The organism is Cellulomonas hominis (assembly GCF_005239125.1).
Classification (GTDB): domain Bacteria; phylum Actinomycetota; class Actinomycetes; order Actinomycetales; family Cellulomonadaceae; genus Cellulomonas; species Cellulomonas hominis_A.
On sequence record NZ_SZYE01000055.1, the window covers coordinates 1 to 20,294 of the forward strand.

Below are 20,294 nucleotides of genomic sequence, written 5' to 3' on the forward strand. Positions count from 1 at the left end.
GCGGGCTGCGGGCCGCCGTCGGTGGTCCCGCCGGGCGGCCCCGCCGCGCGGGAAGAACCCGCGCGGCGGGGGCGTTCACCCGTCGTGCCCCGCACCGGCGCGTCCGCTTGACGGCCCCGCGCCCGCGTTTCCCCGCGAGTGCCCGATGGCGTATGATCGTCCGTTGGGTGTGCGCCCTCGCGCTGTCGCACGTCCCGCCCGAGCCGGCCACGTCGTGGTCGCGCGCGTGCGGGCCGGTCGCCGGACGTCAGGACCAGGGCACGTCCACCACGTCCGCACCGGACCCACCGGCACCGCCGGGGGGAGACGACGGCGTGGACAGGCAGTTCAGGACAAGAGTTAGCGGAGGACATGGCGAAGAAGGACGGTGTCATCGAGATCGAGGGCAGCGTGATCGAGGCTCTCCCCAACGCGATGTTCCGCGTGGAGCTGACCAACGGTCACAAGGTGCTCGCCCACATCTCGGGCAAGATGCGCCAGCACTACATCCGGATCCTCCCGGAGGACCGGGTGGTGGTCGAGCTGAGCCCGTACGACCTGTCCCGCGGGCGCATCGTCTACCGCTACAAGTAACCGACCGAACGAGCATCGCCGTCGGCTTGCTCCCCGCGAGGGACCAAGCACATTCGGCGGCGGAGGAACAGGCCATGAAGGTCAAGCCCAGCGTCAAGAAGATCTGCGACAAGTGCAAGGTGATCCGCCGGCACGGTCGCGTCCAGGTGATCTGCGAGAACCTGCGCCACAAGCAGCGCCAGGGCTGAACGCCCTGCCGCTCGGGGCGCACCTGAGCAGCACCGCCGCCGGATCCTGACGGACCGGCACCAGCGCATCGCCGAACCGGCAGCGCACCCGCCACGGCGGGTCGCCACCGGTGAACCCCCGGCTCGGAGGCCGGGGCCCGCAGCACGCGGGAGGACGGTGCGGCAGACCTCCGATCGAAGTCCAAGGAGCCGAAAGGCACATGGCACGTCTTGTCGGCGTCGACCTCCCCCGCGAGAAGCGGCTCGAGATCGCGCTCACCTACATCTACGGCGTCGGCCGTACCCGCGCCCAGCAGACCCTGGCCGCGACCGGCATCAGCCCGGACCTCCGCGTCAAGGACCTGGACGACGCCCAGCTCGTCACCCTCCGTGACTACCTCGAGGGCAACTTCAAGCTCGAGGGCGACCTCCGCCGTGAGGTCGCAGCGGACATCCGCCGCAAGGTCGAGATCGGCAGCTACGAGGGCCTGCGTCACCGCCGCGGCCTCCCGGTGCGCGGTCAGCGCACCAAGACCAACGCGCGTACCCGCAAGGGCCCGAAGCGCACCGTCGCCGGCAAGAAGAAGGCCGGCCGGAAGTAACCCGCCCGCGGCCCGCCGGGCCTGTCGACCGACAGCCGCCCGCGCCGCGACGGGGCACCGACCTCACGACCAGCAGCGAGAGAGAACGAGCACATGCCTCCCAAGACCCGCAGTTCCGTGCGCAAGCCGCGCCGCAAGGAGAAGAAGAACGTCTCCCACGGCCAGGCGCACATCAAGAGCACCTTCAACAACACGATCATCTCGATCACGGACCCCAGCGGCGCCGTGATCTCCTGGGCGTCGGGCGGCGACGTGGGCTTCAAGGGCTCGCGCAAGTCGACCCCGTACGCCGCGGGCATGGCCGCCGAGGCCGCTGCGCGCAAGGCCGCCGAGCACGGCATGAAGAAGGTCGACGTCTTCGTCAAGGGCCCGGGCTCCGGTCGCGAGACCGCGATCCGCTCCCTGACCGCGGCCGGCCTCGAGGTCGGCTCGATCCAGGACGTGACGCCGCAGGCCCACAACGGCTGCCGTCCGCCGAAGCGCCGCCGCGTCTGACCCGTAGCCGGGCCGCCGCGGGCGGGGGAGCGATCCCCTGCCCGCGGCGGTGCCGGCCGGTCGCGCGGGTGGACCGAGACCCGCGCCGCCCAGCGAGTACCTGCGCTGCGTCATATGGCGGACGCACGCTGAGAGGAACCCCGAAGTGCTCATCGCACAGCGCCCCACCCTGACCGAAGAGGTCATCTCGGAGTACCGCTCGCGGTTCTCCATCGAGCCGCTCGAGCCCGGTTTCGGCTACACGCTCGGCAACTCCCTGCGCCGGACCCTGCTGTCGTCCATCCCGGGCGCGGCCGTGACGAGCATCCGGATCGACGGCGTGCTGCACGAGTTCAGCACGGTGCCGGGCGTCAAGGAGGACGTCACCGAGATCATCCTCAACATCAAGAACCTCGTCGTCTCCTCGGAGAACGACGAGCCCGTCGTGATGTACCTGCGCAAGCAGGGTGCGGGTGACGTGACCGCGGCGGACATCGTGCCGCCGGCCGGCGTGGAGGTCCACAACACGGACCTGCACCTCGCCACGCTGAACGAGAAGGGCAAGCTCGAGATCGAGCTGACCGTCGAGCGCGGCCGTGGCTACGTGTCGGCCAACCAGAACAAGTCGTTCGAGGCCGAGATCGGCCGCATCCCGGTCGACTCGATCTACTCGCCGGTGCTCAAGGTGACGTACAAGGTCGAGGCGACCCGCGTCGAGCAGCGGACCGACTTCGACAAGCTCGTCGTCGACGTCGAGACCAAGCCGGCGATCAGCCCGCGCGACGCCCTGGCGTCCGCCGGCAAGACCCTCGTCGAGCTGTTCGGCCTCGCCCGCGAGCTGAACGTCGAGGCCGAGGGCATCGAGATCGGCCCGTCGCCGACCGACGCGGCCCTGGCCGCCGACCTGGCGCTGCCGATCGAGGACCTGCAGCTGACCATCCGGTCGTACAACTGCCTCAAGCGCGAGGGCATCCACTCGGTGGGGGAGCTCGTGGCGCGTTCCGAGGCCGACCTGCTCGACATCCGCAACTTCGGTGCGAAGTCGATCACCGAGGTCAAGGAGAAGCTGGCCGAGCTCAACCTGTCCCTCAAGGACAGCCCGCTCGACTTCGACCCCACCGCCGCCGCGTACTACGACGGCGACGAGGGCGACTTCACCGAGGACGAGCAGTACTGACGCCGGGGAGGCGGCGCACGGCTGACGTGCGCCGCCGGCCCATCACTGGAACCAAGGAGTAACGACATGCCTACGCCCACCAAGGGTCCCCGGCTCGGTGGCGGCCCGGCGCACGAGCGGCTGATCCTGGCCAACCTGGCCACGGCGCTGTTCGAGCACAAGCGCATCACGACGACCGAGGCCAAGGCCAAGCGCCTGCGCCCGCTCGCCGAGCGCCTGGTGACGTTCGCCAAGCGCGGCGACCTGCACGCCCGCCGCCGCGTCCTCACCGTCGTCCGCGACAAGTCGGTCGTCCACGAGCTGTTCGTGGAGATCGCGCCGCAGATGGCCGAGCGCCAGGGTGGCTACACCCGCATCACGAAGATCGGCCCCCGCAAGGGCGACAACGCGCCGATGGCCGTGATCGAGCTCGTCCTCGAGCCCGTCTCGCCGAAGCAGGCCGTCGTCCGCGAGGCCACCAAGGCCGCGCAGAAGGCCGCGCCCAAGGCCGAGGAGACCCCGGCGGAGGAGACCCCCGCCGAGGAGACCCCCGCCGAGGAGACCCCCGCCGAGGAGACCACGGAGGCCGCCGACGCCCCCGAGGCCGCCGACACCCAGGACGAGGCCGACAAGGCCTGACCTGACGCGTCAGCACCGGGGAGGCCCGGGTCCCGCGAGCACACGCTCGCGGGACCCGGGCCTCCCTGCGTCCCCGGGGGAGGGGATAGCGTCGCGGGATGGTGGTTCCCGTGGTGCTCGTGCACGGACTGCGCACGTCGCGCACGATGTGGCGCGCGCAGGTCGAGGCGCTGCGGGCCTACGGCGTCGACGCGCTGGCCGTGGACCTGCCGGGGCACGGCGCGCGACGCGGTGAGCGGTTCACCCTCGACGGGGCCGTGCAGGCGGTGGCGGACGGCGTCGACGCCGTCGGCGGGCGGGCGCTGGTCGTGGGCCTGTCGCTCGGCGGGTACACGGCGATCGCGCACGCGGCGCGGCGGCCGGACCAGGTCGCGGGCCTCGTCGCCGCCGCCTGCTCGACCCGGCCGCTGGTGGCGCTCGTGGACGGCTGGGCGCTGCTGGCCCGGGGCATCGCGCGGCTCCCCGACGCCGGGGCCGGGCTGAACCAGGGCATGGTCGACCGCGTGCTGCCCGCCTCCGCGGCGCAGGACGTGGCCGCGGGCGGGTTCGCGCTCGACGTCATGGACGACGCGCTCCGGGAGATGCGCGCCGCGACACCCGTCGAGGACCTCGCGCGGGTGGCCGCGCCCGTCTGGCTGGTCAACGGGCGGTACGACCACTTCCGGGGCGAGGAGCGCCGGTTCCTGCGCGCGTGCCGGGACGGCCGGCTCGTGGTGGTGCCGGGGGCGACCCACCTGGTGTCGCTGACCGCGCCGGTGGCGTTCACGCGGGTCGTGCTGGGGGCGGTCGACGCGGTGTCGGCGGCGGAGCGGACGCCGAGCCCGTCGCCGGCGTGACCGCCGGGGCGGTGGACCGCGACGCGGCGGCGAGGCGCGTCGCCACCGTCGCGCAGGCCTCCGCGAGCTCGGGCGGCTCCACCCGCAGCAGGTCGGCGTCGAACCGCGCGACCGCCCCCGCCAGCGCCACCCACGACCACGACCCCAGCGAGACCCGGCACCGCCCGGGGCCCGTCGCGGTCACGGACCCGTCGGGGACGAACGGGGCGACGTCCCGGGCGTCGGCGGCCAGCTCCACCGCCCCGCGGCACGGCCACCCGTCGTCGACGCCGCCGTCCGCGGCCGGCCCCGACCCGCGGAACCGCGCGGCGACGAACGCCGCCACGTCCCCGCCCGGCACCTCGCGGGGCGTGAACCGCGCGCCGCCGGGGGCACGCGGCCGGACGCGGTCCGCGCGGAAGACCCGCCAGTCGTCGCGGTCGAGGTCCCACCCGAGCAGGTACCAGCGGCCCGCGCGGGCGACGAGGTGGTGCGGCTCGACCCGGCGCGTCCCGTCGTCGGGGGTCGCGCCGCCCGCCCGCGGGTACCCGAACCGCAGCACCTCCCTCGCCCGCACAGCCGCACCGAGCGCGGTCAGCACAGCCGGGTCCACCGCCGGGGTGCCCGGTGCCGTCAGCACGGTGACGGGCACCGCGTCCGCGCGGTGCGCCAGCCGCGGCGGGAGGAGCTGCCGCACGGTCCGCAGCGCCCGCTCGGCCGCCTCCGCGACGCCGGCCCCGGACGCCGCGGCGGTGCGCAGCGCGACCGCGAGGGCGACGGCCTGCTCGTCGTCGAACAGCAGCGGCGGCAGCCGCGCGCCCGCGTCCAGCCGGTAGCCGCCCTCGCGGCCGCGGGTGCTCGTGACGGGGTAGCCGAGCTCGCGGAGCCGGTCCACGTCGCGGCGGACGGTGCGGTCCGTGACGCCCAGGCGGTCCGCGAGCACCGCGGCGGGCCAGTCGCGGCGGGTCTGCAGCAGCGACAGCAGGGCGAGCAGCCGGGGCGCGGTCGTGGGCACCTGCCCAGTCTGCCCGGAGATCCGGACACGACCTGTCCGCATGGTCGGGTGGAGTGGACCTGCGCCGGTCGACCGGCCGGCGCGCGTCCCGACCGAGGAGCCACCATGTCCGTCACCACGACCACCCACCTGAACTTCCGCGGCGACGCCCGGGCGGCGCTGGAGCACTACCGCGACGTGTTCGGCGGGTCGCTCGCCGTCGCGACGTACGCCGACGCCGGTGCCGTCGGTGACCCCCGCGAGGCGGACCAGGTGATCTGGGGCCAGGTCCGGTCCGAGGACGGGTTCCGCGTCATGGCGTTCGACGTGCCCGCCGCCCGGCCGTGGGACGCGGGCACGGACGCGTTCTACGTCTCCGTGCGCAGCGACTCGGCCGACGAGATCGCCGGGCTCTGGGCCCGGCTCACCGCGGACGGCACCGGCGCGACGACCGTCGTCCCGCTCGGGCCCGCGGGCTGGGCGCCGCTGTACGGCATGGCGCGGGACCGGTTCGGGGTCACCTGGGTGCTGGACGTCGCCGCGCCCGCCGCCGGCTGATCAGGCGTCGGCGCCCAGCTGCCACGCCCGCACGCCCCCGACGATGCCCGCCTGGTTCGGCACGACCACCACGTCGTCGCCGAGCCGGGCGAGCACCTGCGGGGTGATCTGCCGGGAGTTCCCGCCGCCGAGGTAGAGGCGGTCCCACAGGACGACGGGCCGCAGGCCCTCGACGACCTGGCGCACGCGGCGGGACCACAGGCCGTCGCCGAGCCGGGCGCGCTGGATCTGGCCGATGTACTCGTCGTACGTGGTGAGCCGGCGCACCGGGGCGTGCGACCACTCGAGGTGCGGGGCGAGCCGGCCGCCGTCGAACAGGGCGGAGCCCAGCCCGGTGCCCAGGGTGAGGACGAGCTCGACGCCGGTGCCGGACACGACGCCGGCCCCGTGCACCTCGGCGTCGTTCAGCACGAGGGCGGGGACGCCGAGCCGCTGCTCGACCGCCGCGCGAATGTCGCAGCCGGACCAGGCCTCGACGAGCTCGGGGTCCACGCGCGTGTGCGGCCCGGACCGGGTGACGTAGTGCGGGGTGGCGACGACGACGCCGTGCCGGATCATCCCGGGCATGCCCACGGTGGCGCGCTGGAAGGGCGGGAGCCGGTCGGCGATGTCGGCGATGGTGCCGACCAGCCGCTCGGGCGGCAGCGGGTAGGGCGTCGGCACCCGGACGGCGGGCGCGTGCAGGGTGCCCGAGGCGTCGAGGACGGAGGCCTTGATGCCGCCGCCGCCGCAGTCGACGGCGAGCGTGTAGGGCGCGGGGGCGGGCGTGGGCACCGGACCACGGTAGAGCAGCCGCACGGCCCGTACCCTCGGGGGCGTGCCCGATCTGCCCCCCGACGCCGTCCGCGTCCGCGTCGACCTCGCCTACGACGGCACCGCGTTCGCCGGCTGGGCCCGCCAGCCCGGGCTGCGCACGGTGCAGGGCGTCGTCGAGGACGGCCTGGCGCTGGTGCTGCGCTCGGAGCACCGCGGGGACGCGCCGCCGCGGGTGACGGTCGCCGGGCGCACGGACGCCGGGGTGCACGCGCGCGGGCAGGTCCTGCACGTGGACGTGCCGGCGGCGGCGTGGGCCGCGGTGCCCGGCCGCTCGGACCGGACGCCCGAGGAGTCGCTGCTGACCCGGCTGGCCGGGGTGCTCCCGCCGGACGTCGTGGCCAGGGCCGTCCGCCTCGCCCCGGAGGGCTTCGACGCGCGGTTCTCGGCCGTGGCCCGGCGGTACGTGTACCGGGTGTGCGACGACCCGGCGCTGCGCGACCCGCTGCGCCGCGCGCACGTGCTGTGGACCCGGCGGCCGCTCGACGTGGCGGCGATGCACGAGGCGGCGGGACGGGTGCTGGGCCGGCACGACTTCGCGGCGTACTGCAAGCCCCGGCCCGGGGCGACGACGATCCGCACGCTCGACGAGCTCACCTGGGAGCGCCCTGCGGACGGCCCGGACGCCGGCCTCGTCGTGGCGACGGTGCGTGCCGACGCGTTCTGCCACTCGATGGTGCGCGCCCTGGTGGGCGCGAGCCTCGCGGTGGGGGAGGGCCGGCGGCCGGTCGACTGGCCGGCCGAGCTGCTGGTGGGCGGGCGGCGCGACCCGGGCAGCGCGGTCGTGGCCGCGCACGGCCTCACGCTGGAGGAGGTCGTCTACCCGCCGGACGCGGAGCTCGCGGAGCGCCAGCTGCGGACGCGGGCGATGCGCTCGGCGGACGACGTGCACGCGCCGCCGGTGGCGCAGCCGGCCGGCCCCGCCGGGGAGTGACGCGGGCGGCGGACCCCGGTGCCCCCGCACCCGTGCCCGCCGCCCGCCCTCGCGCCGCGAGGAGGCGTGGAGTCAGTCCTCCTCGTCGACGACGTGCACGGCGGCCTCCTCGGCGCTCGCCGCGCCGCCGTCCACCCCCGCGTCCACCGCGAACTGGTCGTTGCCGCCGGCCTCCACGGCGTCGTCGTCCTCCAGCAGCCGGCCGGCGCGGTCGGGCTCGCGGGACGGGTCGGGCGCGCGGTCGGGGTCCTCCCAGACCTCGGGCTCCTCCTGGGCGACGCGCTGGTCGAGCGTCTCGCCGCGCGACTCCTCCCACGGGGTCTCGCCGAAGTGGCTGGACGCGGGGCGGGGGCGCTCGGGCGGGCTGTAGCCCTCGTCCAGCAGGTCGTCGACGCCGCGTCCGACCAGCGTGTCCTCGGCGGGGAGCTGGTCCGCGTCGCCCTCGGCGCCGGTGGCGGCGTCCGTGCTCGTGGCAGGGGTGTTCTCGCTCATGGGACGAGCCTGGCACCGCACCAGCGCCGCTGCCACCGCACGGTTAACCGGTTGGGACCCGCGCCGCGGACCTGGGACGATCGGGGCATGGGTCATCTCGAGGTGCACGACGTGCGCTACGTGCTCCCCGACGGCCGCCCGCTGCTCGGGGGCGTCGACCTGCGGGTCGGCGAGGGGCAGCGCACGGCGCTGGTCGGTCCGAACGGCGCGGGGAAGTCGACGCTGCTGCGGATCGTCGCGGGCGACGAGCAGCCGCACGACGGCGCGGTGGTGCGCACGGGCGGGCTCGGGGTGATGCGGCAGGACGTCGGCCGGATCGCGGACGACCGCTCGGTCCGCGACCTGCTGGCCTCGCTGGCGACGGGCGCGATCGGCGCGGCCGCCGCGGAGCTCACGGCGTCCGAGCTGCGCATGATGGAGGTCGACGACGAGCCGTCCCAGATGCGGTACGCGCAGGCGCTCGCGGACTGGGCGGACGTCGGTGGCTACGAGGTCGAGGCCGACTGGGACCGGGTGACGGACGCGGTGCTGTCGATCCCGTTCGACCGGGCGCAGCACCGCGGCGTGCGGACGCTGTCGGGCGGCGAGCAGAAGCGGCTGGTGCTGGAGGCGCTGCTGCGCGGCCCGCAGGAGGTGCTGCTGCTGGACGAGCCGGACAACGCGCTCGACGTGCCGACCAAGCGGTGGCTGGAGCGCCGGCTGCTCGAGAGCCCCAAGACCGTCCTGCTGGTGAGCCACGACCGCGAGCTGCTGTCCCGCGTGCCGACGCACGTCGCGACGCTGGAGCCCGCCCGCGCGGGGGCGACGGTGTGGGTGCACGGCGGCACCTTCACCACGTACACCCAGGCCCGGGAGGCGCGGCGGGACCGGCTGGCGGAGCTGGCGCGCCGGTGGGACGAGGAGCACGCGAAGCTGATCACGCTCGTGAACACCCTCAAGACCAAGGCGGCGTTCAACGACGGCCTGGCGTCGCGGTACTCGGCGGCGCAGACCCGGCTGCGCAAGTTCGAGGAGGCGGGGCCGCCCGAGGTCGTCGCCCACGACCAGCACGTGCGGGTCCGGCTGCGCGGCGGGCGGACGGCGAAGCGCGCGGTCGTGGCCGAGCGGCTGGAGCTGACGGGGCTGATGCGGCCGTTCGACCTCGAGGTGTGGTTCGGCGAGCGCGTGGCCGTGCTCGGGTCGAACGGGTCGGGCAAGTCGCACTTCCTGCGGCTGCTCGCCGCGGGCGGCAGCGACCCCCACCCGGACCAGGGGTCCGGCACAGGCGCAGAGGGCGAGCTGCCCGTCGCCCCGGTCCCGCACACCGGCGTCGCCCGGCTCGGCTCCCGCGTGGTGCCCGGCTTCTTCGCGCAGAACCGGCAGCACGCGCAGGACGCGGCGTTCGCCGGCCGCACGCTGCTGGAGATCCTGCACCGCGGCGAGGGGCGCCGGCCGGGGATGGGCCGGGAGCCCGCGAGCAAGGCGCTGGACCGGTACGAGCTGGTCGCGTCGGCGGAGCAGCGGTACGAGACGCTCTCGGGCGGGCAGCAGGCGCGGTTCCACATCCTGCTGCTGGAGCTCGGCGGCGCCACGCTGCTGCTGCTCGACGAGCCGACGGACAACCTCGACCTGCACTCGGCGGAGGCGCTCGAGGCGGGGCTCGCGGCGTTCGAGGGCACGGTGCTCGCGGTCACGCACGACCGGTGGTTCGCCCGCGGGTTCGACCGGTTCCTCGTGTTCGGCGAGGACGGGGCGGTCGTGGAGACGCCGGAGCCCGTCTGGGACGCGGGCCGGGTGGCGCGGGCCCGCTGAGCAGGGCCGGGGGGCGGTGACCGACGTCGCTTTGACCGCCCCCGGGACCGGCGGCTACCCTGGTGAGTCGTTGTGCGTTCGGCTGTGTCGACCCTGGTGCGTTCCCACTCACCGGTCCACGGACGGCGCACCGACGGTACTCATCGGCTGACCCCGGCTTCTACGGGATTGCCGTGGACACAGTCAGAGACATAGAGAAGGCAACGACCGTGCGCACGTACACCCCGAAGCCCGGCGACGTCCAGCGGAACTGGTACGTCATCGACGCGACCGATGTCGTCCTGGGCCGCCTCGCCACCCACGTCGCCACGCTGCTGCGAGGCAAGCACAAGGCGACTTTCGCCCCGCACGTGGACGGCGGCGACTTCGTCATCGTCATCAACGCGGACAAGGTCGCGCTGACCGGCAACAAGCGCGAGACCAAGCTCGCCTACCGCCACTCGGGCTTCCCGGGCGGCCTGCGGGCGACCACGTACACCGACCTGCTCGAGAAGCACCCCGAGCGTGCGGTCGAGAAGGCCGTGCGTGGCATGCTGCCGAAGACCTCGCTGGCCCGCCAGCAGCTCTCCAAGCTGAAGGTCTACCGCGGTGCGGAGCACCCGCACGCCGCCCAGCAGCCGAAGCCCTTCGAGATCACCCAGGTCGCGCAGGGCTGACGCCCGCGAGCACACCGGAACAGGACGCGAGACACATGGCCGAGACCACGGTCGACATCGACCTTGAGGGCGAGACGCCCAGCAGCTACACCTCCGAGACCGCCGCCCCCGCCGGCCGCGGCCAGAGCCTGACCGCCCCCGGCCAGGCCCTGGGCCGCCGCAAGGAGGCGATCGCCCGCGTGCGCCTGGTGCCCGGCACCGGCCAGTGGAAGATCAACGGCCGCACCCTCGAGGAGTACTTCCCGAACAAGGTGCACCAGCAGCTCGTGAACTCCCCGCTGACGCTGGTGGAGGTCGAGGGCCGCTTCGACGTCATCGCCCGCATCAGCGGCGGCGGCGTCACCGGCCAGGCCGGCGCGCTGCGCCTGGGCATCGCCCGCGCGCTCAACGCGATCGACGCCGAGCACAACCGCCCGGCGCTCAAGAAGGCCGGCTTCCTGACCCGCGACCCCCGCGTCGTCGAGCGCAAGAAGGCCGGTCTCAAGAAGGCCCGCAAGGCCCCGCAGTACTCCAAGCGCTGATCCACGGATCAGCGACCGCGGCCGATGGCCCCGAGGGTCCGCCCTCGGGGCCATCGGCCGTTCCGGTGCCCGGAGCCGGCACGCCGACGCGTGCGGCCTGGCACGATGCTGGAGGCCGCAGCGGCGGCCCGACGACGAGGGGGTCCTCGATGGGACGACTGTTCGGCACCGACGGGGTACGCGGCCTGGCGAACCGGGACGTGACGGCGGAGCTCGCGCTCGACCTGTCCGTCGCGGCCGCGCACGTGCTCGGCCAGCGCGGCGAGTTCGCCGGCCACCGCCCGCGGGCCGTGGTGGGCCGCGACCCGCGCGCCTCGGGCGAGTTCCTCTCCGCCGCCGTGGCCGCGGGCCTGGCGAGCGCGGGCGTGGACGTGCTGAACGTCGGCGTCCTGCCGACCCCGGCGATCGCGCACCTGACGGGCGCGCTGGACGTCGACCTGGGCGTGGTCCTGTCGGCCTCGCACAACCCCATGCCGGACAACGGCATCAAGTTCCTGGCGCGCGGCGGCCACAAGCTCGACGACGAGCTCGAGGACGCGATCGAGCAGCGCCTGCGGGCGGACTGGGAGCGCCCCGTCGGCGCGGCCGTCGGGCGGATCCGGTCGGACACCGGCCGAGCCGGTGAGGAGTACGTCGAGCACCTGGTGTCGACGCTCGGCCACGACCTCGCCGGCCTGCGCGTCGCGGTGGACTGCGCCAACGGCGCGGCGTCCGAGGTGGGCCCCACGGCGCTCCGCGAGGCCGGCGCCGACGTGGTGGTGATCAACGCGTCGCCCGACGGCCGGAACATCAACGAGGCGTGCGGCTCGACGCACCCCGAGCAGCTGCAGGCCGCGGTGGTGGCGTCCGGCGCCGACCTCGGCGTGGCCTTCGACGGCGACGCCGACCGCTGCCTCGCGGTCGACCACACCGGCGCGCTGGTGGACGGCGACCAGATCATGGGCGTGCTCGCGCTCGACCTGCGCGAGCGCGGCGTCCTGGCGCACGACACGCTGGTCGTCACCGTGATGAGCAACCTCGGCCTGCGGCTCGCGATGCAGGCCGCGGGCGTCCGCACCGTGGAGACGGGCGTCGGCGACCGCTACGTCCTCGAGGCGATGCGCGCGCACGGCTACAACCTCGGCGGCGAGCAGTCGGGCCACGTGATCCTCGCGGACCACGCCACCACCGGCGACGGCACGCTCACCGCGCTCCAGCTGGCGTCGCGCGTCGCCGCGACCGGCCAGAAGCTCAGCGAGCTCGCGGCCGTGGTGCGGCGGCTGCCGCAGACGCTCGTCAACGTGCCCGGGGTGGACAAGGACCGCGCGGGCACGGACGAGCACGTCGCCGCGGCCGTCGGCGCCGCGCAGAGCTCGCTCGGGTCGACGGGGCGCGTGCTGCTCCGCCCGTCCGGGACGGAGCCGCTGGTGCGCGTGATGGTGGAGGCCGCCACGCAGGACGACGCCGACCGGGTCGCCGGCCAGCTGGCGGACGTCGTGCGCGACCGCCTCGCCCTCTGAGCGGACCGGGCGATGACGACGACGGGCGGGAGCGGCGCGGCGCCGGCCCCCGGTGAGGCGCCGCAGGCGACCTGGCCGGCCGCGGTGGTGCGGGAACACGTCCTGCGGCTGCTCGACGCCGGCGCGGCCGACCCGTCGGGCACCGTGCCGATCGTGCAGGCGGGCCACCCGGCGCTGCGGATGCGCGCGGTCCCGTTCGACGGGCAGGTCGGCGCCGACGAGCTCACCGCGCTGGTGGCGCTGATGCGCCGGACGATGCACGCCGCCCCCGGCGTCGGGCTCGCCGCGCCGCAGATCGGGCTGCCGCTCGCGCTCGCCGTGCTCGCCGACCCCGGTGCCGGCGAGACCGAGACCGGCCGGGTGCGGGAGCGCCCCGCGCTGCCGTTCCGCGTGCTGGTGAACCCGGTGTACGAGCCGGTGCCCGGGGAGCAGCCGGAGCGGGTGTCGTTCTACGAGGGCTGCCTGAGCGTCGTGGGCTACCAGGCCGTGGTGCCGCGGCTGCGCCGGCTGCGGCTCACCGGGCAGGACGAGGTGGGCGCCGCGCTCGACGAGGTGGTGCAGGGCTGGCCCGCGCGCATCGTGCAGCACGAGACGGACCACCTGAACGGGATGCTCTACGTGGACCGGGCGCACCCGCGCTCGCTGTCGGCGACCGACGAGCTCGGCGCGCACTGGGCGACGGAGCCCCGCCCGACCGAGGCGGCGCGCGCCCTCGGCTTCCCGCTGGAGCCCTGAGGCCAGTCCTCCGCACGGGGACGACGAGCGTTCACCGGGTCGTCACCGGATGACCGTGACCCGTGTCGGACCCGCGTGGTGCACTGGCACCGCAGGGGACGCACGGGCGGCGCAGGCGTGACGCACCGGGGTGCGGCCGGCCCGACCGGGTCGTCCGTCCGGTCGGCACCTCTCCGCCGGGAGGCGGACCCCGGGCGGCAGGACGTCGTCCCGGGGGGCGATGCCGCGTGCGACCGGCCCGGTCAGGATGGGGGGAGGACCAGGGGGGAGTCGGGGGAGTCCCCCATGTCGCGGCCAGGCGCACGCACCTAGCGTGGACGTCGGCCGCCGAGGCCAGCCGCCGAACGACCCAGGAGCTGATGACCGTGCTGCAGGACTGGATCAGCGCCATCGAGGGCTGGGTGCCGATGCTGGCCGACTCCGTCTGGGTGTTCCCCGCGCTCGCCCTCTTCGCGACGATCGACGGCTTCTTCCCGCCGGTCCCGAGCGAGTCGGTCGTGATCGCCCTGGCCTCGCTGTCGGTGTCCCAGGGCGCGCCGAACATCGCGCTCGTCATCCTCGCCGCCGCGCTGGGCGCGTTCGCCGGGGACCAGATCGCCTACACGATCGGCTCGAAGGTCGACGTGCACCGGCTGCGGGTGTTCCGCACCGCGCGGGGACGCAAGGCGCTCGCCTGGGCGGAGCACGCGCTGTCGCACCGGGGCTCGTCGTTCATCCTCGCGGCCCGGTACATCCCGATCGGCCGGGTCGCCGTGAACATGACCGCCGGCGCGCTCGGCTACCCGCGCCGGCGGTTCGTCGGCCTCACCGGGCTCGCCGCGGTGACCTGGGCCGCGTACGGCTCGGCGGTCGGCGCGGGCGCCGGTCTGTGGCTGGAGGACCACCCGCTGATCGCCGTCGTCGCGGGCGTGGTCGTCGGCACGCTGGTCGGCGTCGGGATCGACTGGGTGCTGCGCCGCTGGACCGGGATCGACCGCACGCCGGTGGCCGTCGCGTCCGCGTCCGCCCCGGCTCCGTCCGCCTCGGGCGCGACCGCGTCCGACGCGGCGGCCGCGCCGGCGCCCCGTCCTGCCGCCGCCCGCCGGGCCGCCCCCGCGGCGCCGGGACGACCCGCCGCACCCCTCGCCGCGGCGTGCGCCCCGGGGGTCCCGGACGTCCGGGTCACGTCCCGGCAACGATCCGGCCCCGCCCGCTAACGATCCGGCATCGTCGCCCGGTCCCGCCGGTGGCCGCGCCTACGCTCGGTCCGGGCCACAACGGCGTCGCCCCCGACGGCGGAGGCCGGGCAGACGCCCGTGCCTTCGCCCTGGGCAGGGGAACGGGCGACGGAGGGTGGCGACATGGCGGCATCGCGTCCTCGTGCACCCCGATCGGCGCTCCGCCGCCCGCCCGCCCGCGCGGCTCTCGGCGGGCTCGGCGCGCTCGCCCTCGCCGTCGCGCTGGCCGCCTGCGCGGGCGGCGACGGCTCGTCGTCCTCGACGGACGCCGCCGAGCGGGCCTCGGCGGGCGCGGCGGTCTCCGCCGGGGCGGACTGCCTGGCCCCGCAGGTGCTCGACGCGCTCGGGTTCGCCGGCGGCGGCGCGAGCAGCACCGCGCACCCGGACGTCCCCGACGCAGGCCCGGTCCCGGACGGGTTCTCCGCGGTGTCCGCCGTCCTGTGCACCACGGGGGAGACCCTGACGGACGCCGCGGGCCGGTGGGCGGCCGTGACGGCGACCCGGCTGGAGGGCGACGTCCGGCCGCTGCTCACCGCGCTGACGGCGTCGTCGACGGTCCCCGCCTCGGGGACGACGCCGGCACCGTGCGCCGCGGACGCCGAACGGGCCGACCTCTGGCTGGTGGACGCGCTGGGCGCCGCGGTGCGGGTGGCCCTGCCGTCCGGGGGGTGCGGGCCGCTGCCGGTCTCGCTGTCGGAGGGGCTGGACGCGCTGGACGCCGTCGACGTCGAGCACTACCCGGTCGAGCTGGTCGGCCCGCGGGCGACGGGGACCCCGACCGGGAGCTGACCGCCCCGGCGGGTCCGGGACGCGGCGGGGTCAGAGCTTGCGCAGGCGCACCCGGCGGACCGAGTGGTCGCCGCCCTTGGTCAGCACGAGCGTCGCGCGGCTGCGGGTGGGCAGGATGTTCCGCACCAGGTTCGGGGCGTTGATCGCGTCCCAGATGCCCTCCGCACGGGCGACGGCCTCCTCGTCGCTGAGGCCCGCGTACCGGTGGAAGTACGACTCCGGGCGCGCGAACGCGGTCGACCGCAGGGACAGGAACCGGTCGACGTACCACTGCCGCACGTCGGACGTCCGCGCGTCCACGTAGATGGAGAAGTCGAAGAAGTCGCTCACCGCGAGGTTCGACGAGCTGGACGTACCCGCGGCGGACGGCGCGGGCTGCAGCACGTTCAGGCCCTCGACGATCAGCACGTCCGGCCGGCGCACGACCACCTCGGCGCCGGGGACGATGTCGTAGGTGACGTGGTCGTACACCGGGGCGCGGACCTCGTCGTGGCCGGCCTTCACCTTCGACACGAACTGCAGCAGCGCCCGGCGGTCGTACGACTCCGGGAACCCCTTGCGGTCCATCAGCCCGCGGCGCTCGAGCTCGGCGTTCGGGTGCAGGAACCCGTCGGTCGTCATCAGCGCGACGTTCGGGGTCGCCGGCCAGCGGGCCATCAGCTCGCGCAGCAGCCGGGCCGTCGTGGACTTGCCGACCGCGACCGACCCGGCGACGCCGATGACGAACGGGGTCCGCGGCGTGTCCTCGCGCAGGAACGTCGACGACGCCGCGTGCAGGCGGCGCGTGGCGGTGACGTACAGGTCGAGCAGCCGGGACAGCGGGCGGTAGATCGCGTCGACCTCGGCCAGGTCGATCGGGTCGCCGAGCCCGCGCAGCCGGGTCACGTCGTCGTCGGTGAGGGGGAGCGGCGTGGACTCGGACAGGCGGACCCAGGAGTCCCGGTCGAGCTCCACGTACGGGGAGGTCTGCCCGGGGACGTCGGTGGCGCGCACCCGACGATTCTGCACGATACGGCGGGTGCCGCCCGCCGGACCGCGGCACCGCCGGGACGTGACCTGCGCCGCGGCGGTGCCGGACCGCCCGCGGCTAGACTCCCGCCCATGTGTGGAATCGTCGGGTATGTCGGTGACCATGGGCCGGACGGCCGGCCGCTCGGGGTCGTCCTCGAGGGCCTGCGTCGCCTGGAGTACCGCGGGTACGACTCGGCCGGCGTCGCGCTCGTGACCCCTCAGGGCCTGGCCACGGCCAAGAAGGCCGGCAAGCTCGTGAACCTGACCGGGCTGCTCGAGGACCACCCGCTCCCCGGGGCGACCGCCGGCATCGGGCACACGCGGTGGGCCACCCACGGCGGCCCCACGGACGTCAACGCGCACCCGCACGTCGCGGGCGGGCTGGCCCTCATCCACAACGGCATCGTCGAGAACTTCGCGGTGCTCAAGGAGGAGCTGCTGGCCGACGGCGCCGAGCTCGTCTCCGAGACCGACACCGAGGTCGTCGCGCACCTGCTCTCCCGGGCCTACGCGGACGTCAAGGACCTGGGCGACGCCATGCGCCAGGTGGTCCGCCGGCTGCACGGCACCTTCACCCTCCTCGCGGTGCACGAGGACCACCCGGACACCGTGGTCGGCGCGCGGCACGACTCCCCGCTGGTCGTCGGGCTCGGCGACGGCGCGAACTACCTCGGCTCCGACGTGGCCGCGTTCATCGCGGAGACCCGCCGGGCGCTCGAGCTCGCGCAGGACCAGGTCGTCGTCATCACGCCGCGCTCGGTCACCGTGACCGACTTCGACGGCAACCCGGCCGAGGGCCGCGAGTTCACCATCGACTGGGACGCCGCGGCCGCCGAGAAGGGCGGCTTCCGCTCCTTCATGGAGAAGGAGATCGCCGACCAGCCGCAGGCCGTGCAGGACACCCTGCTGGGCCGCACGGACACCCGCGGGCGCCTGGTCCTGGACGACCTCAAGATCTCCGAGTCGCTGCTGCGCTCGGTGGACAAGATCATCGTGATCGCCTGCGGCACGGCCGCCTACTCCGGGCACGTCGCCAAGTACGCCATCGAGCACTGGTGCCGCATCCCCGTCGAGGTCGAGCTGGCGCACGAGTTCCGGTACCGGGACCCGATCCTGGACGAGCGGACGCTCGTCGTCGCGATCTCGCAGTCCGGCGAGACGATGGACACGCTCATGGCGGTCCGGCACGCCCGCGAGCAGGGCGCCAAGGTGCTGGCGATCTGCAACACCCACGGCTCGACCATCCCCCGCGAGTCCGACGCGGTGCTCTACACGCACGCCGGCCCGGAGGTCGCCGTCGCGTCGACCAAGGCGTTCCTCGCGCAGCTCACCGCGGCCTACCTGCTCGGCCTGTACCTGGCGCAGCTGCGGGGCAACAAGTTCGCGGACGAGATCGGCGAGATCCTCGACGACCTGCGCGCCATGCCGGAGAAGATCCAGGAGGTCCTGGACCGCTCGGGGCGCGTGCGGGAGATCGCCCGGTGGATGGCGGACACGTCGTCGGTGCTGTTCCTCGGCCGGCACGTGGGCTTCCCGGTGGCGCTCGAGGGCGCGCTCAAGCTCAAGGAGATCGCGTACATCCACGCCGAGGGCTTCGCCGCCGGCGAGCTCAAGCACGGCCCGATCGCCCTGATCGAGCCCGGCCAGCCGGTGTTCGTCATCGTGCCCAGCCCGCGGGGCCGGGACTCGCTGCACTCGAAGGTCGTCTCCAACATCCAGGAGATCCGGGCGCGCGGCGCCCGCACCCTGGTGATCGCGGAGGACGGCGACGAGGCGGTGCGCGCGTACGCGGACGAGGTGTTCTACGTGCCGCAGAGCCCGACCCTGCTGGCCCCGCTGCTGTCCGTGGTGCCGCTGCAGATCTTCGCGTGCGAGCTCGCCACGGCCCGCGGCCTGGACGTGGACCAGCCGCGGAACCTGGCCAAGTCGGTCACGGTCGAGTGACCGCGGCAGCGGCACCGACCGCCCCCCGGCCGGACCGGGTGCTCGCGTGATCGTCGGCGTCGGGATCGACGTCGTGGACGTCGCCCGGTTCCTCGCGACGGTCGAGCGGGTGCCCGCCCTGCGGGAGCGCCTGTTCACGCCGGAGGAGCGGGCGCTGCCGCCGGCGTCGCTCGCCGCGCGGTTCGCCGCCAAGGAGGCGATCGCCAAGTCGCTCGGCGCCCCGGCGGGCATGTCCTGGCAGGACGCGACCGTGCGCCGGGTGCGCGGCGAGCAGCCGGTGGTCGAGGTGACGGGCACCGTCGCCGCCGCCGCCGCGGCCCGCGGCGTCACCCGCTTCCACCTCTCCCTGAGCCACGACGCCGGCATCGCCTCGGCCATGGTCGTCGCGGAGACCGACTGACCCGCGCGCGCCGCGTGCCGCGCGCCGCGTGTCCAGGCGCGCAGGCCGGCGCCGAGTCTGCGGGAGCGGACTGCGCGACGACGTTCCGTCGCAGTCCGGTCCCGCAGACTCGGCGCGTTGCGCGTTGCGCGTTGCGCGGAACGCGCCTCAGCGCAGGGCCGGGACGACCTCGCGCTCGAAGAGCTCGATGCCGCTGCGGTCGTAGGCGGCCTCCGCGAAGTACGTGATCGCGTACGTCATGCCGAGGGAGCGGAGCTCGGTGAGCTTCTCGACGATCTGCTCCGGGGTGCCGACGAGCGTGCCGCGGCGGAACTCCTCCGCGACCTCGGGGGCCTTGTCCGGGACGGTGCGCGCGTAGTGCTCCTCGACCCACGCGATCCGGTCGTCGACCTCCGCCTCCGTCGCGCCGATGACGACGTTGTAGTTGGCCGAGCGGGTGATCTCGTCGTAGTTCCGGCCGATGGCGGCGCAGTGCTCCTGCAGGACCTTGCTCTTGTGCGCGAAGCCCGCGGGGGAGCCGTCGAAGTTGGTGTAGGCCGCGTGCTCGGCCGCGACCCGCAGGGTCTTGCGCTCGCCGCCGCCGGCGATCCACAGCGGCGGGCCGTCGACCTGGAGGGGCAGCGGGGCGAGCTGCGCGCCGTCGACCTGGTAGTGCCGCCCGTCGAGCGTCGCGACGCCGTTGGTCCACAGCTGCTTCATGATCTGCACGCCCTCGTCGAGCATGGCGATCCGCTCGCCCGGCTTCGGGAAGCCGTAGCCGTAGGCGCGCCACTCGTGCTCGTACCAGCCGGCGCCGATGCCCATCTGGACGCGGCCGCCCGAGATGATGTCGGCGGTCGCGGCGACCTTCGCCAGGTAGGCCGGGTTGCGGTAGGCCATGCAGGTGCACATCTGGCCGAGCGTGACGCGGCTGGTGGTCGCCGCGTACGCGTTCATGAGGCTCCAGGCCTCGTGGGTGGCCTCGCCGTTGGGCTCGGGCACCGCGTGGAAGTGGTCGTAGACCCAGATGGAGTCGAAGGCGTCGCCCTGGTCGGCGTACGTGGCGAGGCCGCTCATGACGGACCAGTGGTCGCGGGCGTCGATGCCCGTGAGGTCCTGCCGCCAGCCCTGGGGGATGAAGAGTCCGAAGCGCATGAGCCGCAACCTATCGCCGTCCGGGGGCGCGCGCCGGTCGCCGTGCGGGTGGGCACCGGCCGCCCGGCTCCGCCAGGATGGACGCATGATCCTGGGGTACACGGCGGCCGAGGTCCGCGCGGCGGAGGAGCCGCTGCTCGCGCAGAAGGTCCCGCTGATGCAGCGGGCGGCGTCCGCGCTCGCGTCGCGGGTCGCCGCCGAGCTGGCCGACCGGCGCGGGCAGGTGGGCGGCGCGACGGTGGTGGCGCTCGTCGGGCCGGGGAACAACGGCGGCGACGCGCTGCACGCGGGTGCGTCCCTGGCGCGGCGCGGGGTGCGGGTGGTCGCGGTCTGCGCGACCGACGCGCCGCACCCGGAGGGCCTGGCGGCGCTGCGCCGGG

The 20,294-nt window shown here is 75.1% G+C and carries 24 protein-coding genes; 19 read left to right on the forward strand and 5 right to left on the reverse strand.

Annotation, left to right across the window (positions count from 1 at the left end; genetic code table 11):
• Window positions 1-351 precede the first annotated feature (351 nt).
• The 7 genes from infA to FA014_RS08865 all read left to right on the forward strand — a co-directional run bounded on the left by infA (window position 352) and on the right by FA014_RS08865 (window position 4,447).
• Window positions 352-573: a translation initiation factor IF-1 gene (gene infA / locus FA014_RS08835; protein ID WP_146838576.1), complete on the forward strand. Its 222-nt coding sequence runs from the start codon at window positions 352-354 to the stop codon at window positions 571-573.
• Between the two features lie 74 nt (window positions 574-647).
• The gene (gene rpmJ, locus FA014_RS08840) at window positions 648-761 is read left to right on the forward strand and encodes a 50S ribosomal protein L36 (RefSeq protein ID WP_013117849.1); all 114 of its coding nucleotides are present in this window, start codon (window positions 648-650) and stop codon (window positions 759-761) included.
• 200 nt (window positions 762-961) lie between these two features.
• Complete coding sequence (rpsM, locus tag FA014_RS08845) at window positions 962-1,342, forward strand: 30S ribosomal protein S13 (protein WP_154729326.1); 381 nt, start codon at window positions 962-964, stop codon at window positions 1,340-1,342.
• A 93-nt stretch (window positions 1,343-1,435) separates the two neighbouring features.
• Window positions 1,436-1,837 carry a 30S ribosomal protein S11 gene (gene rpsK, locus FA014_RS08850; RefSeq protein ID WP_147794341.1) on the forward strand — a complete coding sequence of 134 codons (402 nt, stop codon included), beginning with the start codon at window positions 1,436-1,438 and terminating at the stop codon, window positions 1,835-1,837.
• Window positions 1,838-1,982: 145 nt separating this feature from the next.
• Window positions 1,983-2,993, forward strand: coding sequence for a DNA-directed RNA polymerase subunit alpha (locus FA014_RS08855; protein WP_154729327.1), 1,011 nt, complete (start codon window positions 1,983-1,985; stop codon window positions 2,991-2,993).
• Between the two features lie 66 nt (window positions 2,994-3,059).
• Entirely contained in the window at window positions 3,060-3,611 is a 552-nt protein-coding gene (gene rplQ, locus FA014_RS08860) for a 50S ribosomal protein L17 (RefSeq protein ID WP_154729328.1), read from the forward strand.
• 98 nt (window positions 3,612-3,709) lie between these two features.
• Window positions 3,710-4,447 carry an alpha/beta fold hydrolase gene (locus FA014_RS08865; protein WP_154729329.1) on the forward strand — a complete coding sequence of 246 codons (738 nt, stop codon included), beginning with the start codon at window positions 3,710-3,712 and terminating at the stop codon, window positions 4,445-4,447.
• Here the strand turns inward: FA014_RS08865 and FA014_RS08870 are convergent.
• Window positions 4,374-5,441 (reverse strand): helix-turn-helix transcriptional regulator, encoded by a 1,068-nt coding sequence (locus FA014_RS08870; RefSeq protein ID WP_154729330.1) that lies wholly within the window; start codon window positions 5,439-5,441, stop codon window positions 4,374-4,376. The genes FA014_RS08865 and FA014_RS08870 overlap by 74 nt on opposite strands.
• A gap of 105 nt (window positions 5,442-5,546) precedes the next feature.
• On the opposite strand from FA014_RS08870, the gene FA014_RS08875 reads away from it, so the two are divergent.
• A complete protein-coding gene (locus FA014_RS08875; protein WP_154729331.1) occupies window positions 5,547-5,978 on the forward strand; it encodes a VOC family protein in 432 nt (143 codons plus the stop codon).
• Here the strand turns inward: FA014_RS08875 and FA014_RS08880 are convergent, their stop codons facing one another.
• Window positions 5,979-6,752: an ROK family protein gene (locus tag FA014_RS08880; protein ID WP_154729332.1), complete on the reverse strand. Its 774-nt coding sequence runs from the start codon at window positions 6,750-6,752 to the stop codon at window positions 5,979-5,981.
• 43 nt (window positions 6,753-6,795) lie between these two features.
• On the opposite strand from FA014_RS08880, the gene truA reads away from it, so the two are divergent.
• Complete coding sequence (gene truA / locus FA014_RS08885) at window positions 6,796-7,725, forward strand: tRNA pseudouridine(38-40) synthase TruA (protein WP_154729333.1); 930 nt, start codon at window positions 6,796-6,798, stop codon at window positions 7,723-7,725.
• A gap of 72 nt (window positions 7,726-7,797) precedes the next feature.
• Here truA and FA014_RS08890 read toward each other — a convergent pair whose 3' ends face one another.
• A complete protein-coding gene (locus FA014_RS08890; protein ID WP_154729334.1) occupies window positions 7,798-8,217 on the reverse strand; it encodes a DUF5709 domain-containing protein in 420 nt (139 codons plus the stop codon).
• 87 nt (window positions 8,218-8,304) lie between these two features.
• On the opposite strand from FA014_RS08890, the gene FA014_RS08895 reads away from it, so the two are divergent.
• The 7 genes from FA014_RS08895 to FA014_RS08925 all read left to right on the forward strand — a co-directional run bounded on the left by FA014_RS08895 (window position 8,305) and on the right by FA014_RS08925 (window position 15,425).
• Window positions 8,305-10,008, forward strand: coding sequence for an ABC-F family ATP-binding cassette domain-containing protein (locus FA014_RS08895; RefSeq protein WP_154729335.1), 1,704 nt, complete (start codon window positions 8,305-8,307; stop codon window positions 10,006-10,008).
• Between the two features lie 209 nt (window positions 10,009-10,217).
• Window positions 10,218-10,664 (forward strand): 50S ribosomal protein L13, encoded by a 447-nt coding sequence (rplM, locus tag FA014_RS08900; protein ID WP_154729336.1) that lies wholly within the window; start codon window positions 10,218-10,220, stop codon window positions 10,662-10,664.
• A 35-nt stretch (window positions 10,665-10,699) separates the two neighbouring features.
• Window positions 10,700-11,185, forward strand: coding sequence for a 30S ribosomal protein S9 (gene rpsI, locus FA014_RS08905; RefSeq protein ID WP_154729337.1), 486 nt, complete (start codon window positions 10,700-10,702; stop codon window positions 11,183-11,185).
• A gap of 149 nt (window positions 11,186-11,334) precedes the next feature.
• Window positions 11,335-12,684, forward strand: coding sequence for a phosphoglucosamine mutase (gene glmM, locus FA014_RS08910; protein ID WP_154729338.1), 1,350 nt, complete (start codon window positions 11,335-11,337; stop codon window positions 12,682-12,684).
• A gap of 12 nt (window positions 12,685-12,696) precedes the next feature.
• Window positions 12,697-13,419 (forward strand): peptide deformylase, encoded by a 723-nt coding sequence (locus tag FA014_RS08915; protein ID WP_154729339.1) that lies wholly within the window; start codon window positions 12,697-12,699, stop codon window positions 13,417-13,419.
• Between the two features lie 359 nt (window positions 13,420-13,778).
• Complete coding sequence (locus FA014_RS08920; RefSeq protein ID WP_230322989.1) at window positions 13,779-14,615, forward strand: DedA family protein; 837 nt, start codon at window positions 13,779-13,781, stop codon at window positions 14,613-14,615.
• Between the two features lie 144 nt (window positions 14,616-14,759).
• Window positions 14,760-15,425 carry a hypothetical protein gene (locus FA014_RS08925; RefSeq protein ID WP_154729340.1) on the forward strand — a complete coding sequence of 222 codons (666 nt, stop codon included), beginning with the start codon at window positions 14,760-14,762 and terminating at the stop codon, window positions 15,423-15,425.
• Window positions 15,426-15,455: 30 nt separating this feature from the next.
• Here FA014_RS08925 and coaA read toward each other — a convergent pair whose 3' ends face one another.
• On the reverse strand, window positions 15,456-16,418 hold the full coding sequence (gene coaA / locus FA014_RS08930; RefSeq protein ID WP_328288186.1) for a type I pantothenate kinase: 963 nt from the start codon (window positions 16,416-16,418) through the stop codon (window positions 15,456-15,458).
• 108 nt (window positions 16,419-16,526) lie between these two features.
• Between coaA and glmS the strand changes: the two genes are divergently transcribed.
• Both glmS and FA014_RS08940 read left to right on the forward strand, forming a co-directional pair.
• Window positions 16,527-18,380, forward strand: a complete 1,854-nt coding sequence (gene glmS / locus FA014_RS08935) for a glutamine--fructose-6-phosphate transaminase (isomerizing) (RefSeq protein ID WP_154729342.1) — start codon at window positions 16,527-16,529, stop codon at window positions 18,378-18,380.
• Window positions 18,381-18,426: 46 nt separating this feature from the next.
• Entirely contained in the window at window positions 18,427-18,780 is a 354-nt protein-coding gene (locus FA014_RS08940) for a holo-ACP synthase (protein WP_154729343.1), read from the forward strand.
• A gap of 147 nt (window positions 18,781-18,927) precedes the next feature.
• Here FA014_RS08940 and FA014_RS08945 read toward each other — a convergent pair whose 3' ends face one another.
• The gene (locus FA014_RS08945; RefSeq protein ID WP_154729344.1) at window positions 18,928-19,914 is read right to left on the reverse strand and encodes an LLM class F420-dependent oxidoreductase; all 987 of its coding nucleotides are present in this window, start codon (window positions 19,912-19,914) and stop codon (window positions 18,928-18,930) included.
• A gap of 85 nt (window positions 19,915-19,999) precedes the next feature.
• Here FA014_RS08945 and FA014_RS08950 point away from each other — a divergent pair.
• Window positions 20,000-20,294 (forward strand): NAD(P)H-hydrate epimerase (locus FA014_RS08950; RefSeq protein WP_328288187.1); only part of this gene is annotated, 295 nt, incomplete at its 3' end.